13 protein-coding genes, 1 rRNA gene and 1 pseudogene are annotated in these 16,023 nt (G+C 73.3%); 12 read left to right on the top strand and 3 right to left on the bottom strand.

What is annotated here, in order from left to right:
* A 5S ribosomal RNA gene (gene rrf, locus KBX08_RS30270) occupies positions 1-117 on the top strand.
* Positions 118-540: 423 nt separating this feature from the next.
* Here the strand turns inward: rrf and KBX08_RS30265 are convergent.
* Positions 541-1,410, bottom strand: a complete 870-nt coding sequence (locus KBX08_RS30265; RefSeq protein ID WP_210786968.1) for a hypothetical protein — start codon at positions 1,408-1,410, stop codon at positions 541-543.
* Between KBX08_RS30265 and KBX08_RS30260 the strand changes: the two genes are divergently transcribed.
* Together KBX08_RS30260 and KBX08_RS30255 are read left to right on the top strand one after the other, a co-directional pair.
* Positions 1,399-2,406, top strand: a complete 1,008-nt coding sequence (locus KBX08_RS30260) for a hypothetical protein (protein WP_307850691.1) — start codon at positions 1,399-1,401, stop codon at positions 2,404-2,406. The two genes, KBX08_RS30265 and KBX08_RS30260, sit on opposite strands and share 12 nt — an antisense overlap.
* Positions 2,403-3,434, top strand: coding sequence for an HAD-IIA family hydrolase (locus KBX08_RS30255; RefSeq protein ID WP_210786957.1), 1,032 nt, complete (start codon positions 2,403-2,405; stop codon positions 3,432-3,434). Before KBX08_RS30260 ends, KBX08_RS30255 begins: the two co-directional genes overlap by 4 nt.
* 11 nt (positions 3,435-3,445) lie before the next feature.
* Here the strand turns inward: KBX08_RS30255 and KBX08_RS30250 are convergent, their stop codons facing one another.
* Entirely contained in the window at positions 3,446-3,784 is a 339-nt protein-coding gene (locus tag KBX08_RS30250) for an SCP2 sterol-binding domain-containing protein (RefSeq protein WP_210786955.1), read from the bottom strand.
* A gap of 111 nt (positions 3,785-3,895) precedes the next feature.
* Between KBX08_RS30250 and KBX08_RS30245 the strand changes: the two genes are divergently transcribed.
* The 5 genes from KBX08_RS30245 to KBX08_RS30225 all read left to right on the top strand — a co-directional run bounded on the left by KBX08_RS30245 (position 3,896) and on the right by KBX08_RS30225 (position 10,496).
* Positions 3,896-4,486 (top strand): phasin family protein, encoded by a 591-nt coding sequence (locus KBX08_RS30245; protein ID WP_210786953.1) that lies wholly within the window; start codon positions 3,896-3,898, stop codon positions 4,484-4,486.
* Positions 4,483-4,725 (top strand): hypothetical protein, encoded by a 243-nt coding sequence (locus KBX08_RS30240; protein WP_210786952.1) that lies wholly within the window; start codon positions 4,483-4,485, stop codon positions 4,723-4,725. Before KBX08_RS30245 ends, KBX08_RS30240 begins: the two co-directional genes overlap by 4 nt.
* 38 nt (positions 4,726-4,763) lie before the next feature.
* Complete coding sequence (locus KBX08_RS30235; RefSeq protein WP_210786950.1) at positions 4,764-5,624, top strand: TlyA family RNA methyltransferase; 861 nt, start codon at positions 4,764-4,766, stop codon at positions 5,622-5,624.
* A gap of 109 nt (positions 5,625-5,733) precedes the next feature.
* A complete protein-coding gene (locus tag KBX08_RS30230) occupies positions 5,734-6,618 on the top strand; it encodes an NAD kinase (RefSeq protein ID WP_210786948.1) in 885 nt (294 codons plus the stop codon).
* A gap of 158 nt (positions 6,619-6,776) precedes the next feature.
* Positions 6,777-10,496, top strand: a complete 3,720-nt coding sequence (locus tag KBX08_RS30225; protein WP_210786946.1) for a S8 family peptidase — start codon at positions 6,777-6,779, stop codon at positions 10,494-10,496.
* Between the two features lie 79 nt (positions 10,497-10,575).
* Here KBX08_RS30225 and KBX08_RS30220 read toward each other — a convergent pair whose 3' ends face one another.
* Positions 10,576-11,595: a helix-turn-helix domain-containing protein gene (locus tag KBX08_RS30220; RefSeq protein WP_210786945.1), complete on the bottom strand. Its 1,020-nt coding sequence runs from the start codon at positions 11,593-11,595 to the stop codon at positions 10,576-10,578.
* 89 nt (positions 11,596-11,684) lie between these two features.
* Here KBX08_RS30220 and recN point away from each other — a divergent pair, with 89 nt between their 5' ends.
* The 4 genes and pseudogenes from recN to KBX08_RS30200 form a co-directional block, all read left to right on the top strand.
* Entirely contained in the window at positions 11,685-13,442 is a 1,758-nt protein-coding gene (gene recN, locus KBX08_RS30215; RefSeq protein WP_210786964.1) for a DNA repair protein RecN, read from the top strand.
* Between the two features lie 119 nt (positions 13,443-13,561).
* Positions 13,562-14,740, top strand: coding sequence for a putative cytokinetic ring protein SteA (steA, locus tag KBX08_RS30210; RefSeq protein WP_091407271.1), 1,179 nt, complete (start codon positions 13,562-13,564; stop codon positions 14,738-14,740).
* A 27-nt stretch (positions 14,741-14,767) separates the two neighbouring features.
* Positions 14,768-15,709: a copper transporter gene (locus KBX08_RS30205; protein WP_210786943.1), complete on the top strand. Its 942-nt coding sequence runs from the start codon at positions 14,768-14,770 to the stop codon at positions 15,707-15,709.
* A gap of 67 nt (positions 15,710-15,776) precedes the next feature.
* Positions 15,777-16,023, top strand: a pseudogene (locus KBX08_RS30200) (hypothetical protein); the annotation flags it as partial.

The following is a 16,023-nucleotide window of genomic DNA, read 5'->3' as shown; positions in this document are numbered from 1 at the left end:
TACGGCGGTCATGGCGGAGGGGAAACGCCCGGTTACATTCCGAACCCGGAAGCTAAGCCCTCCAGCGCCGATGGTACTGCACTCGTGAGGGTGTGGGAGAGTAGGACGCCGCCGGACAATCTTCCAGTCGAGGGCCGCCCCATCCGGGTCGGCCCTCGACTGCGTAGCGCCATTGGTGGCGCAATCAGGAAGGATGTACCTGTGAGTTCAGGACCGCAGGGCGGAGACCGTCCCCGTCGTTACGAAGACCGTACTGACGGTGCGGGCGGAAGCGACCGCGGCCCGCGCCGCGATGACAAGGGCCGGCCCCCGTACCGGGGAGACCGCGACAGCGGCGGCGGCGCCCGAGGCGGATACGCCGGCGGCCGCGACTCTGGCTCCCGTGGCGGTGACCGGGACAGCTCGCGCTCCAGCGCCCCCCGTGAGGGCGGCTACCGCGGCGGCGACCGCCGCGAGGGTGGTTTCCGAGGTGGCGACCGCGACGGCTCGCGTTCCAGCGCTCCGCGCGAAGGTGGCTACCGTGGCGGCGACCGTGATGGGTCACGCTCGGGTGCCCCGCGTGAGGGTGGTTTCCGGTCCGGCGCTCCCCGTGAGGGTGGTTTCCGTGGCGGCGACCGTGACGGTTCGCGTTCCAGCGCTCCGCGCGAAGGTGGCTACCGTGGCGGCGACCGCGACGGTGGTTTCCGTGGCGGCGACCGCCGTGAGGGCGGTTTCCGGGGCGGCGACCGTGACGGTTCGCGTTCCAGCGCTCCGCGTGAGGGTGGTTTCCGTGGTGGTGACCGTCGTGAGGGCGGTTACCAGGGTGGTGACCGCACTCGCTCCGGCCCGCCGCGCGAAGGTGGCTTCCGTGGCGGCGACCGTGACGGCGGATTCCGTGGCGGCGACCGTCGCGACGGCGGCTTCCGTGGCGGCGACCGGGACGGTTCGCGCTCGGGGGCTCCTCGTGAGGGTGGCTTCCGCGGTGGTGACCGCGATGGTGGTTTCCGTGGTGGTGACCGTCGTGAGGGCGGTTACCAGGGTGGTGACCGCACTCGCTCCGGCCCGCCGCGCGAAGGTGGTGACCGTGACGGTGGATCCCGTGGCGGCGACCGTCGCGACGGTGGCTTCCGGGGCGGCGACCGCGACGGTTCGCGTTCCAGCGCCCCCCGTGAGGGTGGCTTCCGTGGCGGTGACCGCGAGGGCGGCTACCGGGGCGGAGAGCGTAGCGGGGGTTTCCGGTCGGACGAGCGGCCGCGTCGCGAGGGGGAGTTCCGTCGCGATGACCGCGCGGGTGGCTCCGAGTCGTCCGAGGGTGGGCGTAGCTCGGCCCCGGCGCTGCCGGACGACATCGTCGCGACCGACCTCGACAAGGACGTTCGCGCTGAGCTGCTCTCGCTGAACAAGCCGGTCGCCGAGACGGTGGCCCGGCACCTGGTCGCCACTGGGCAGCTGATCGACGAGGACCCGGCCGAGGCGTTGGCGCACGCGCTGGCCGCCCGGCGGCTCGCGTCGCGCATCTCCGCTGTCCGTGAGGCGGTCGGCCTGGCCGCGTACCGCGCGGGGGAGTGGCAGTCGGCGATCGCCGAGCTGCGCACGTACCACCGGATGAGCGGATTGCAGAGCCACCTGGCCGTGCTAGCGGACTGCGAGCGGGCTCTCGGCCGGCCGGAGCGGGCCATCGACCTGTTCCGTGGCGCGGACCGGGAGAAGCTCGACCAGGCCGTGGCGATCGAACTGCTGATCGTCGCCGCCGGCGCGCGGGGTGACCTCGGGCAGAAGGACGCCGCGGTCGCGATGCTCCAGGTTCCGGACCTCACCAACGAGGCCACCGTGCCGTGGACGGCCCGGCTGCGGTACGCGAACGCCGACGCGCTGCTCGCGGTGGGTCGGCGCGAGGAGGCCCGCGAATGGTTCTCCCGCGCTGCCGACGTGGACACCGAGGACGAGACCGACGCCGCCGAGCGGCTGCTCGAACTCGACGGCGTGGTCATCGAGGGTGACGACGAGGACGAGGCCGCCGAGGAGATCGCCGCAGGCCCGGGCGCTCCCGGCGCGGTACCGGCCCGACCCGACGCCGACCTGGCCAGCGACGCGAACGACGTCGACGTCGACGTCGACGTCGATGACGATGACGATGACGATGACGACGATGACGATGACGACGATGACGACGATGACGACGATGACGACGATGACGACGACGACGACGACGACGAGGACTTCGACGACGACGAGGAGGCCGACGCTGTCGGCCGTCCCGCTGACGACGGAGGCTTCGACGACGAGGACGAGGACCGTCACCCCACCGAGAGCGGCAACGCCGACGCGGCCGCCACTGGCGACAGCGGCGTGACGGACGGGGACGCGGCGACCGCCGACGGGACCGGGCTGGCCCGGGACGACGAGTCGGGGTCGACGCAGCGGTGAGCGCGGGCGTGGGGGAGCGGCTGGTCGACGGGTACACCCTGGTCGTCTTCGACCTGGACGGCGTGATCTACCTGATCGACCGGCCGATCCCCGGCGCCGTCGATGCGGTGGCCCGGCTGCACGCCGAGGGACGGGCGGTGGCGTACGCCACCAACAACGCGTCCCGCCGGTCCAGCGAGGTCGCCGACCTGCTGACCGGGATGGGCGTGCCGGCCCGACCGGAGGAGGTCCTCACCTCCGCGGCCGCCTCGGCCGAGCTGTTGCGCGACTGGCTGCCCGCCGGCGCGTCGGTGCTGGTGGTCGGCGCGGAGGCGCTGCGCGCGGAGCTGCGCGCGGTCGGCCTGAACCCGGTCACCCAGGCCGATGAGAAGCCGGCGGCGGTGGTGCAGGGGTACGGCCCGCAGGTTGGCTGGGCCGAGCTGGCCGAAGCGTCGGTAGCGGTGCGGGCGGGTGCGATCTGGATCGCCACCAACACCGATCGGACCCTGCCCAGTGGGCGGGGACCGCTGCCCGGCAACGGTTCGCTGGTAGCCGTGCTGCGTACGGCACTGGAGCGAGACCCCGACGTGGTGGTCGGCAAGCCGGAGCCGGCGCTGTTCGAGACCGCCGCCAAGCGCAGTGGCGGTGGGCGGAGCCTGGTGGTGGGTGACCGGCTGGACACCGACATCGAGGGCGCCCGCCGGGCCGGGCTGGACAGCCTGCTCGTGCTCACCGGCGTCAGCGGCGTACCGGAGCTGCTGGCCGCCGAGCCGCGGCGACGTCCCACGTACGTCGCGAGAGACCTGGCGGGGCTCTTCGACCCGGCTGCCGCCGTGCGGGTCCCGGGCCCGGCGGACGCCGGCGGCTGGTCAGTGACCGACCGGGACGGCACGTTGGAGCTGGCCGGGGCCGGCCGGCCGCTGGACGCCCTCGCGGCGCTCTGCGCGGTGGCCTGGTCGGCGTCGGTGCCGGCACTGCCGAAGATCCGTCCGGTGGGCCCGGACGCGGCCCACGCGGTGGAGAGTTTCGGTCTGACCGCGGCGGCGTGAGCGGCCGGTCGTCAGAGCAGCTTGCGCAGCTTGAGCAGGTCGAACGGGTTGGCCTTGATCGACACCCGGCGGGAGGTCACCGCGCTGGTGACGTCCAGGTCGCCACGGACCAGGGCGAGCAGGTCGTCGCTGGACGTGCTCAGTGCGATCTTGGCCTTGGGGTTGTCGCCGTCGGCCAGCTCGACCAGTCGGCCGTCGGTGATCCGGCCGTGGAACGCGGTGTCCAGGTCGGTGATTCGGCAGGCCAGCGTCCGGTCCAGGTCGATCCGTTCGCGCACCGTCTCGGCGTTGCGATCCAACCGGGCGGCCAGCTCCTGCAACGCCTGCCGGCACTCGTCCACGCTGGCCACATCTCCCCCTCGCTGATCGCCACGCCGTCCTCGGCACCGTACCGCACGGGTCGGTCGGGGGTGCCCGGTAGCGTGACACCTGCACACCCCGCCCCGTGGAAGGACTCAGGCATGCAGGACGCGTGGCGCGCCTACCTCGAGCTGGCCATGGGCCTTGCGGAGGCGCCCCGGAAGAAGGCCCAGGACGTGGCACGTCGCCTCGTCGGCTCCGGCGGCGCGACCGCCGCCCAACTCCAGGCCCTCGGCGAGGAACTGGTCACCACCGGCGCCGCCAACCGGGAGGCGCTGACCAAGCTGGTCCGCTTCGAGGTCGACCGGGCCCTCGGCGCGGTCGGTCTGGCCACCGCCGACGAGGTGGCCGAGCTGACCCGGCGGGTGCACGACCTGGAACGGCAGCTGCGGGAGGCGCGGTCCACCGAGCCGGCCGACGTGCCGACCGCCGGCCCCGCGCCACAACCCGACCCGACCGTCGCCGCGCGGCCCGGCGCCGGTCTCGTGCCGTCGGAGGGCTCGGCCGGTGCCCCGGTCTCGGCGCCGGTGGCGAAGAAGGCCGTCGCGAAGAAAGCGGTCGCCAAGAAGGCCATCGCCAAGAAGCCGCCGGCGACGATCAGCCGGACGGCCGACGAGGACGTCCCGACGCCGGCCGTGTTGCCCGCCCAGAAGGCGGCGATGCGTAGGCAGCGGCCGGACGACGCCGAATGACCCGGCCCGGCCCGCCGCCCGGCGGCTCGTTCCCGGCCCGCCCCGGTCCGCCGATGGGTGCCCGCCCCGGGCCGCCGCCGGATCTCGGGGACGACGACGAGCCACGGCATCCGGCGGTGGACGCCGCCGTGCGGGCCATCCACAACGCGGCGACGCTCGCTCCCGCCGACCAGATCGCCCAGTACGAGGCGGCCTACGAGACGCTGCGGGAAACCCTCGCCACCATCGACCAGACCTGAGCGGGACGACCAGGCCTGAGCAGACCGGAGAACCACCCATGGCACGTCGTAACCGGCTGGACGCCGAACTCGTCCGCCGCGGTCTGGCCCGCTCCCGTGAGCAGGCCGCCGCGTTGGTGGAGGCCGGCCGGGTCCAACTGCGGGGCGTGGTAGCCCGCAAGGCGGCCGCGATGGTCGACCCCGCCGACCCGCTCCTGGTGACCGGTGCGGACCCCGCCGAGGAGTACGTCTCCCGAGGCGGGCACAAGCTCGCCGGTGCGCTGGCCGCGTTCGCCCCCGGTGGGCTGCACGTGGCCGGGCGGCGTTGCCTGGACGCGGGAGCGTCGACCGGTGGGTTCACCGACGTGCTGCTGCGCGCCGACGCGGCCGAGGTGGTGGCCGTGGACGTCGGCTACGGGCAGCTCGCCTGGCCGCTGCGTACCAACGAGCGGGTCCGCGTCCTGGAGCGCACGAACGTCCGTACCCTCGATGCTGACGCGATCGGTGGCCAGGTCGACCTCACGGTGGCCGACCTGTCGTTCATCTCGCTGCGACTGGTGCTGCCGGCGCTGGCCGGCTGCACCCGCGACGACGGTGACCTGGCATTGATGGTCAAGCCGCAGTTCGAGGTCGGCAAGGACCGGGTCGGCGCCGGCGGTGTGGTCCGCGATCCGGAGCTGCGCGCCGAAGCGGTGCTGGACGTGGCCGCGGCGGCCGCGCGGCTCGGCCTCGGACTGGCCGACGTGGCGGCCAGCCCGCTGCCCGGGCCGAGCGGCAACGTGGAGTTCTTCGTATGGTTGCGCCGGGGCGCACCAGCGGCCGACCCGGAGCGGGTGCGGGCCGTGGTGGCGGCCGGGCCGGACGGCTCGACGACGGCCGGCGTGGTGCCGGACGTGGCGGCGGAGGAGGTCGCAGGGTGAACGCGCGCAGTGAGGGCGCCGCAACGGGCCGCGCGGTGACACGCGGTCGTGCCGAGGTGTCGGCACCGGTGGCGCGACGCCGCCCGGTCCGGTGTGGGCGGGCGGCCCGATGAGCCGGACCGCGCTGCTGGTGACCCACACCGGTCGTCGGCGCAGCACGGAGCACGCCAGGTCGGTTGCCGCCGACCTGATCGACGCCGGCTTCGAGGTACGGGTGGTCGCCGACGAGGCCGACGACCTCGACCTGCCCGGCGTGGTGCCGGTCGCCGGCCCGCAGGCCGCCGAGGGCGCCGAGATCGTCTTCGCGCTCGGTGGGGACGGCACCTTTCTGCGCGCCGCCGAGCTGGCCCGGCCCGCGAAGGTGCCGCTGCTCGGCATCAACCTCGGCAAGGTGGGCTTCCTGGCGGAGGCGGAGATCGACGACCTGGACACCGCGGTGCGGGACGTGGTCGGCCGCAACTACACGGTCGACGAGCGGCTGACCCTGGACGTCACGGCGGAGTTCGACGGTGGGCCGACCATCGAGTCCTGGGCGCTTAACGAGATCAGCATCGAGAAGGGCGAGCGGGCCCAGATGCTCGAGCTGCTCGTCGACGTGGACGGCCGGCCGCTGTCGCGTTACGGCTGTGACGGTGTCGTCTGCGCCACCCCCACCGGCTCCACCGCGTACGCGTTCTCCGGTGGGGGCCCGGTGGTCTGGCCGGAGGTGGAGGCGCTGCTGCTGGTGCCGATCAGCGCGCACGCGTTGTTCAGCCGCCCGTTGGTCACCGCCCCGACGTCCACCTTCGTGATCACCGTCGACCCGTTCACCACCCTCGCCGTGCTCTCCTGCGACGGCCGGCGCGTCTACGACCTGCCACCCGGCGCGAGGGTGACGGTGCGTCGGGGCGCCCTGCCGGTACGCATCGTGCGGCTGCGCCCCCGTCCGTTCACCGACCGGCTGGTGGCCAAGTTCGCCCTTCCCGTGCACGGTTGGCGTGGCAGCCGCCGGTGACCGTGGCGCACACGGTCGGTGGATGTCAGTTGTCCACCTGACGACATGTCGCCGCTGCGGCGGCGGGCGACTAGTGACCTGGTGACACGCTCCGACGCAGACTCCGATCGGCCCTCATCTACGGATGGCGGGCCTGGAGGAGTAGAGGAGCCCATCGCATGCACTGGTCCCCACGCTGGCTCGCCGTCGGCGCTGTCGGCGCGTTGGTGGTCGGCGTCGCCGCACCGGCGTCCGCCGACCCGCCCGCCCGGCCCACCGGCCCGACGTCGGGCACGCCCGCCCAGCACGCACCTGTCCGCATCACCCTGATCACCGGCGACCAGGTCGAGCTCGCGCCCGCGGCGCCGGGCCGGGTCGCCGCCACTGTCCGCCCGGGACCCGGGCGCGAGCGCGTCATCTTCCAGACCCTGGAGGTCGACGGCCGGCTGCGGGTGCTGCCCAGCGACGCCCTGCCGTACGTGTCGAGTGGCGTCCTCGACGCCAACCTGTTCGACGTGCAGGAGTTGGCCGCCGACGGTTACGGCGACGCCGCGCAGGGCGCGTTGCCACTGATCGTGCGCTACCAGGAGCAGGCGGCCGGGCGGGTCAAGCCGCTCGTCGGTGCCACCGACGCCCGGCCGTTGGAGAGCATCAACGGCGCGGCACTTCGGGTCGGCAAGGGGGCCCTCGGCAACCTGTGGACCACGCTCGCCGGTACGTCGGCCAGCCGGACCACGACCGCCGCCGCGCCCCGGCTGGGTGCTGGCATCGCCCGTGTCTGGCTGGACGGGAAGGTCCGCCCGGCGCTGGAGCACAGCGTGCCGCAGATCGGCGCCCCGACGGCCTGGGCGGCCGGGCGCGACGGTGCCGGCGTGAAGGTGGCGGTGCTCGACACCGGTGTCGACGCCACCCACCCCGACCTGGCCGGTCGGATCGTCGAGGCGCAGGACTTCTCCGGCAGCGGCAGCGCCCGCGACGGGCACGGCCACGGCACCCACGTGGCCGCCACCATCGCCGGCAGCGGGGCGGCGTCCGACGGGTTGCGCAAGGGCGTCGCCCCGGGGGCGCGGTTGCTGGTCGGCAAGGTGCTCGACGACGGTGGCTCCGGCTACAGCTCGTCCATCATCGCGGGCATGGAGTGGGCCGCCCACTCCGGCGCGAAGGTGGTCAGCATGAGCCTCGGCGGCGATCCGACCGACGGCACCGACCCGATGAGCCAGGCGGTGAACGACCTGACCGCTGAGACCGGCGCGCTGTTCGTGGTTGCCGCCGGCAACTCGGGCGCCGCGCGTACCGTCGGCGCGCCCGGAGCGGCCGCGGCGGCGCTCACCGTCGGCGCGGTGGACCGTGCCGACAACCTGGCGGAGTTCTCCAGCCGGGGCCCGCGCCTCGGCGACAACGGCCTCAAGCCCGAGATCACCGCGCCGGGCGTCGGCATCGTCGCCGCCCGGGCTGCCGGCACCGCCATGGGTACGCCGGTGGGCGACGCGTACACGACCGCGTCCGGCACCTCGATGGCCACCCCGCACGTGGCCGGTGCGGCGGCGATTCTCGCCCAGGAACACCCCGATTGGCCGGCCGCGAAACTCAAGGACGCGCTGGTCAGCACCACGAAGGCGAACCCGTCGTTGACCGTGTTCGAGCAGGGTGGCGGTCGGGTCGACGTGGCGCGGGCGCTCGGCCAGCAGGTGTACGCCTCGGCCACCGCGGACTTCGGCCGGATCTCCACCGGCGGTGCGGCGGTCGAGCGGACCGTGACGTACACCAACGGCACGAAGACCGCGCAGACTCTGCGACTGGCCCTGGAACTGCGCAATGTGGACACCGGAGTGGCCGAGCCCGACGGGGTCGCCGTGACCTCCGGCGAGGTGACAGTGCCGGCGGGCGGCAGTGTGGCTGTGCCGCTGCGCGCCGACCCGGCGAAGCTGGGCCGGGGCCCGCATGGTGGCTGGCTGGTGGCGACCGGCACGGACGGCGTCGCGGTACGCACCCCGGTCGGGCTCACCGTCAGCGGTCCTGTGCACCACCTCACCATCAAGCTGCTGGACCGGCAGGGCCAGCCGGGCCTCTCGCCGGGGTTGACCGTCTTCGGTGAGCAGCCCGAGTCGGACTTCTGGGGCATGTGGGGTGGCGAGGGCACCCTGGAGGTCGAGGAGGGCACGTACGTGCTGACCGCGCTGATGACGCACGGTGTCCCCCTGGACGAGCAGATGACCCAGATCATCGAGCCGGAGGTGACAGTCGACCGGGACCTGACAGTGGTGCTCGACGCGCGTAAGGGCACGCCGGTGCGGATCGAGACGCCGAAGCCCAGCGAGCAGCGGGCCACGCTCAGCTACTACGTGCACCGGGTGCTGGGCAATGGCCGGCAGATCGACCACGGCGTGATGGCCTACAGCACCGTTCAGCAGGTCAACGTCACGCCGACCCGCCAGGTGCGCCAGGGCGAGTTCGAGTTCGCCTCGCGGTGGCAGCTCGTCGCGCCCATGGTGGACGCGACGATCAGCGGGGTGTCCGGTCCGTCGGACATCAACCTGCTGGGCACGTCGCCGGCGCCGACCGGTCGGCGGAAGCTGCCGCTGGTCTGGGCCGGCACCGGCACCCCCGCCGAGCTGACGCGGGTGCGGGGCACCGCCGTGCTGCTCGGCGCCGACCCGAACCGCTCGGAAGAGGAGCAGGTGGCCGCCGCGGCGGCGGCCGGCGCTGCCGCGGTGCTGATCGTCCGGCCGGAGGACCAGAGCGCGTGGACGGTCTGGCGGCCCACGGGAGAGCGGCTGCCGATCCCGTCGATGGTGGTCGCGTACGACGACGGGCAGCGGCTGATCGCGGCGGCGCGCAAGGGTCGGGCGACGCTGGACCTGACGCTGACCGTGGACAGCCCCTACCTGTACGACGTGTGGCAGGTGTCGAAGGGTCGGGTGCCGGAGCGTGTCGTGCACACGGTGACCGCGAAGAACACCGCCGAGGTGACCGCGAGCTACGGCGACATGGGTGCGGGCTGGGCCACCGAGGAGCGGTTCGGCTGGCGTCCGTGGCAGGAGTACGCCTGGAACGACGACCAGCGCATGGTCCGCAACGGCACCACCCGGCAGGAGTTCGTCAGCTCCGGCGACAACTGGTGGCAGCAACGGGTGCTGCACAAGCAGATGTTCATGCAGTGGGGGCAGTTGGCCGGCGGTCTGACCCAGCAGCCCCGGCGCTACGCCGCCGACGACCGGGTGACCGAGACCTGGCACGCGCCGGTGCTCCGCCCGGCCGTCCCGGCCCGAGGGGCGCCGGTGCCCACCCGCACCGGTGACAACCTGGAGTTGCGGGTGCCCGAGTTCGTCGACGCCGAGGGGCACTACAGCGTGGCCGGCGAGAGCGAGGAGTCGGACACCGTCACGGCGCGGGTCAGCCGCAACGGGCAGCAGATCGCGGACCTCTCCGACGGCTGGAAGTCGGTGCCCACGACCGCCGGGGCCGCCCGCTACCGCCTGGACGTGACCACCCAGCGGTCCTCGGCCGAGTGGCGTTACGGCACGCGGACCGAAACGGCCTGGGAGTTCACCTCGGCCCGACCGGCGGGCGACGCCGCCAAGGCGTTGTCGCTGCTCCAGGTGGACTACCGGGTGCCGGCCGACCTGCACGCCACGGTACGCGGCAACCGGCCGCACCAGCTCGGGCTGACCCTGCGGCAGCCGGCCGGGGTGCCGGCGCCGACCGGTGCCAGCGTTCGGGTGCAGGTCTCGTTCGACGGGGGCGTCACCTGGCGCAACGCGCGGACAACGGGGTCGGGCACCCGCTACACCGCGACTGTGCCGAAGGGGCGTGGAACGGTGTCGCTGCGGGTGCACGCCGCCGACCGGGCCGGGAACACCGTCGAGCAGACGGTGCTCCAGGCGTACGGGCTGCGCTGATCGGGTGGGGCGGGGCGGCCTCGCCGTCCCGCCCTGCCGGTTGAGGGTCCGCCGTCGGTCGACGGCGGACCCGCGCGCGTCAGAGCCAGCCGCGTCGGGCCACCTGGAACGCCAACCCCGGCCGGGTGTCCACCCCGGCGGCGGCCATCAGGTCGGCGATGCGCCGCTGCACGGTCCGCCGGCTCACCCCGAGCTGGGAGGCGATGGACTTGTCCGGTACGCCCGCCACGAACAGCGACAGCAGTCGGGCCTCGTCGGCGTCGGGCTGGTAACCGTCGCCCGGCTGGTCCGTGGGCTCCGGCCGTCGAGCCTCGGGGGCCGCGACGGCGAGGGGGTCGTCGAGGCGCAGCCGGGTGGCGACCCGCCAGTGGCTCTCGAAGAGGGCGAGCAGCGCGTCGAGCAGTTGACTGCGGCCGATCACGGCGGCGCTCGGTTCGCCGCCGTCGCGGTCGGGCACCAGCGGGCAGATGGCCGTGCGGGCGTCCACGATGGCCAGTCGGACCGGCAGCCGGTCCAGGACGCGGGCCTGCTCCCCGGCGGCGACCCCCTTGGCCAGGTCGGCCAACGCGCCCGGCTCCAGCAGCAGGTCACGCTCGTAGATGGCCCGGTAGCTCACCCCACGGGCCAGCGCGTCGAACTCCTCGACATTCTCCGGGCCGGCCATGGCGAGGGGATTGGCCCGGCAGAACCAGAGCACCTCGGTACGCGCCGAGTTCTGCAGGTCGCGCAGGCGGTCCCGCAGGATCCGGGCGCCGGTGATCACCTCGACCAGGTGGTCGACGTGGTGTCGGCGTAGCCCGGAGCGGTATTCCTCGGCCAGTTGGGTGACCAGTCGGCGGGCCGACTCCAGGTCCTCCTGACGCCGCAGCAGCGTCCCGCCGAGGGCGACGTCCGGGGCGGTCGGGCGCAGCGGGGCGTCCGGGTCGTTGTCGCTGCGCTGCACGAGGCCCTTGCCGCGTAGTGCCTCGACCTGGGCGGCGACCTGCTCACGGGGTCGGCGCAGGCGACCGGCCAACTCGTCGATGCGGGCCGTGGTGAGCTGGAGCAGGCAGCGGTAGAGCTCCTCCTCAGCCGAGGTCAGGCCGATCACGTCCAACACGGGGCAGAACTGTACGTCGGCCGGGTACGGGCCGTACCCGGGCCCGTCGGCTGGTCAATTGTCGTGCCTCGCGTCTACTGTCGGTGGCTGTGCTGGAAGAGCTGCGCATCACCGGACTGGGCGTCATCGAAGACACCACGCTGCCGTTGACCGGCGGCATGAACGTCATCACCGGCGAGACCGGTGCCGGCAAGACGATGGTGGTCACCGGCCTCGGCCTGCTCTTCGGTGGCCGGGCCGACGCCGGGCGGGTCCGCGCCCAACCCGGCCGTGCGGTGGTGGAGGGGCGGCTGCGGCTGCACGGGCGGGTCGCCGACGCCGTGCACGCGCGGATCGTCGAGGCCGGTGGCGAACCCGACGAGGACGGCTCGGTGTTGCTGAGCCGCACGGTGACGGTGGAGGGGCGCTCGCGCGCCCACGTCGGCGGTCGGAGCATGCCGGTGTCGATGCTCGGTGAGATCGGCGAGCAGGCGGTCGCGGTGCACGGCCAGTCCGATCAGCTGCGGTTGCTGCGTCCGGCCGAGCAGCGGGCCGCACTGGACCGGTTCGCCGGCCCCGCGCACGAGAAGCTGCTCGACGCGCTGCGCGAGGCGTACACGGGGTGGCGTCGGGTCGTCGACGACCTGGCCGACCGTCGGCGTAACGCCCGCGAGCGCAACCAGGAGGCCGACCTGCTGCGGTTGGGCCTCGACGAGATCACCCGGGTCGATCCGCAGCCCGGTGAGGACGACGAGCTGAAGACCGAGGCGCAGCGGCTGGAGCATGCCGAGGGCCTGCGGACGGCCGCGCAGATCGCCCAGCAGTGCGTGGCCGGTGGCGCGGAGGCCGCCGAGGAGACCCCGGACGCGGCGGCGCTGCTCGGCACCGCCCGGCGGACCCTGGAGGCGCAGTCCGGCACCGATCCGGCGCTCGGTGAGCTGGCGGCCCGCCTGGAGGAGGCGGCCACGCTGGTCACCGACGTGTCGGCGGAGCTGTCGGCGTACCTGGCGACGCTGGACGCGGACCCGGCCCGGTTGCAGCACGTCTACGAGCGGCGGGCGGCGCTGCGCGCGTTGACCCGCAAGTACGCCGACGACGTCGACGGGGTGATCGCCTGGGCCGATCGGGCGCGCACCCGACTGTCCGACCTGGACATGTCCGACGACGTGCTCGACGAGTTGGAGCGGGAGGGCCAGCGGCTCGCCGTGGAGGTGGCCGACCTGGCCGGGCGGGTGTCCACCTCCCGGCAGGAGGCGGCGGTCCGCTTCGCCGACCAGGTCACCGTCGAGTTGGCCGGTCTGGCGATGCCGCACGCGCGGATCGAGGTGGCGGTGCTGCCCCGTCCGGCCGGGCGTGCCGAGCCGACGCTTGCGGTCAACGGTGTCGAGGTGGGTGTCACCTCCGACGGCGGTGACGAGGTGGAGCTGCGGTTGCTGGCCCACCCGGGCGCGCCGTCGCTGCCGTTGCAGCGCGGCGCCTCCGGCGGTGAGCTGTCCCGGGTGATGCTCGCCATCGAGGTCGTGTTCGCCGGCTCCGGTGGCCCGCCCACGTTGGTCTTCGACGAGGTCGACGCGGGGGTCGGCGGGCAGGCGGCGGTGGAGATCGGCCGCCGGCTGGCTCGACTGGCCCGCAGCCACCAGGTGTTGGTGGTCACGCACCTGCCGCAGGTGGCCGCGTTCGCCGACCGGCACCTGGTGGTGGCGAAGGACACCGGTGGCGCGGTGACGACCAGCGGGGTGCGGGTGGTGGAGGACACCGAGCGGGCCCGGGAGTTGGCGCGCATGCTGGCGGGTTTGCCCGATTCAGATCTGGGTATCGCCCACGCCGAGGAGCTTTTGGCAGTGGCCGCCAAGGAAAGGCGGTTGTGACGCCGCGTATTGTGAGCGCAAGCACACCGGCTTGTGCCGGTGTGTGCTTCCCTGGGTAGGCGGCCCTGCTCAGGCATGTCGCGACAGAAAAGCCTGCCTCACATGCCAGGATGGTCACGATGCGTCTACCCACGTTGCGCCGGAACCGGAACTCCGAACCGGGCAGAGTCCTCGGCACCGCGCGCCTTGATCGCCGGACGAAACGCCTGGTCGGTCGGCTGCGCCCCGGTGACATCGCGGTCATCGACCACGTCGACCTGGACCGGGTGGCGGCCGACTCGCTCGTCGCCGTCGGGGTCGCGGCGGTGCTCAACGCCAAGCCCTCGGTCTCCGGCCGTTACCCGAACCTCGGCCCGGAGGTGTTGATCGCTGCCGGCATTCCGCTCCTCGACGACCTGGGGGAGGGCGTCTTCGAGCGCATCCGCGAGGGCGACCAGGTGCGCATCGAGGGCAACACGGTCTTCGCCGGTGACGAGCCGGTGGCCCACGGCAGCCTTCAGGACGCCGAGTCGGTCGGTAAGGCGATGGCGGACGCCCGGGAGGGTCTGTCGGTGCAGTTGGAGGCGTTCGCCGCCAACACGATGGACTATCTGCGTCAGGAACGCGACCTGCTGCTCGACGGTGTCGGGGTGCCGGACATCGAGACCCAGATGCAGGGTCGGCACTGCCTGATCGTGGTGCGCGGCTACGACTACAAGGCCGACCTGGACGTGTTGCGCCCGTACATCCGGGAGTTCAAGCCGGTGCTCATCGGCGTCGACGGCGGCGCGGACGCCCTGGTAGAGGCCGGCTACACCCCCGACATGATCATCGGGGACATGGATTCGGTCACCGACGACGTGTTGCGCTGCGGCGCCGAGGTGATCGTGCACGCGTACCCGGACGGGCGCGCGCCCGGCCTGCCCCGGGTCAACGGCCTCGGTGTGCCGGCGATCACCTTCCCGGCCGCGGCGACCAGCGAGGATCTGGCCATGCTGCTCGCCGACGAGAAGGGCGCCTCGCTGCTGGTCGCGGTCGGCACCCACGCCACCCTCGTCGAGTTCCTCGACAAGGGCCGCGGCGGTATGGCCTCGACGTTCCTGACCCGGCTGAAGGTCGGCGGCAAGCTGGTCGACGCCAAGGGGGTCAGCCGGCTCTACCGGCAGAGCATCTCCGGCTCGTCGCTGCTGCTGCTGGTGCTGTCGGCGATCGCGGCGATGGCGTCCGCGGTGGCCGTGTCGACAGTCGGGAAGGCGTACCTGGGCGTGGTCGCCGAGTGGTGGGACAATTTCGTGTTCCAGCTGTACCGGCTTTTCTAGTTCCCGACCGATCAAGAGGCTGCAAGCGTGATCAACTTCCGCTACCACGTGGTGTCCCTCACCGCGGTCTTCCTGGCTCTGGCGATCGGTCTGGTGGTCGGCACAGCCGCCCTCAACGGCCCGGTCGCCGACTCGCTCCAGGGGCAGGTCACCGGGCTGCGCAAGGACAACCAACACTGGCGTCAGACGGTCAGCAACATGGAGAAGCAACTCGCGCTGGAAGAGGAGTTCGCCGAGGAGATCTCCCAGGTCGTCCTGCCCGGCACCCTCACCGGGCGTCGGGTCGTGGTGCTGAGCCTGCCCAACGGGCGCGACCACACCGAGGGTGTGCTCAAGAAGCTCCAGCTCGCCGGGGCCACCATCACCGGCCAGGTCGACCTGCAGGACAAGTTCATCAACCCGGACAACAACTCCAACCTGCTGGAGTTGGCCGTCACCGCCGCCCGCCCGACCGCGCAGACCACCGGCCTGCCGGGCAACGGGCACGGCGTGGAGACCTCCAGCGCGCTGCTGGCCAGCGTGCTGCTGGACCGGCCCCAGGGCGTCGCGCCGGTCAGTGACGCCGACCGACGGGCGGTGCTCGCCGCCTACAACAACGCCGGCTACCTGACCACCGACAGCAACAAGGTCACCGCCTCGGCGGAGGCGGTCGTCGTGGTCAGCGGCCAGCCGTACGTCGACAAGGACTCCGACAAGCGGGACGAATCGGTCGTCAACGTCGCGGAGCAGTTCGACCGCACCGGCTCGATCGTGGTGGCCGGCAACGGTTCCGTCGGCGGCAACCTGGTCGGTGTGGTGCGCGGCGACCCGGTGCTCGCCCAGACCATCTCCACGGTCGACAACGCCAACACCGTGCAGGGCCAGGTGGTCACCACCCTCGCCCTGGTGCAGCAACTCACCGAGAAGAAGGCCGGCCAGTACGGCGTCGGCGACAACGCCCCGTCGCTGCTGCCTAGACTGCCCCAGTGAGCGAACGACGTACCCCCGTGTCCGGATCCGACCAGGTGGCGCGTGACCGAGCGAGCGAGGTGGCGGCGTGAGCGCGCTGGGCCGGCTGCTGATCGCCGGCGCGGGCGCCGCGGCGGCCCGCTACGCGCTGCGTGAGGCGCGTACCTCGCCGGCCGGGCCCGCGTTGGACCGCACCAACTTCCGTGGCCGCACTGTGAGCCTCGCCGCCGGGCCGGCGCTCGCCGCCGGCGCGGCCGCCGCAGGCGCGTTCGGTGCCACCGGCGGCGCCGCCGGTGGGGCCGCCCTGGTCGCCGGTCTCGTCGCGGGCGGGGCCG

Origin of the sequence: Micromonospora sp. H61 (assembly GCF_018070325.1) — a bacterium.
Taxonomy (GTDB): Bacteria; Actinomycetota; Actinomycetes; order Mycobacteriales; family Micromonosporaceae; genus Micromonospora; species Micromonospora salmantinae.
Note: the sequence above shows the minus strand (reverse complement) of the source record. Positions and strands in the feature narration are given on the sequence as shown.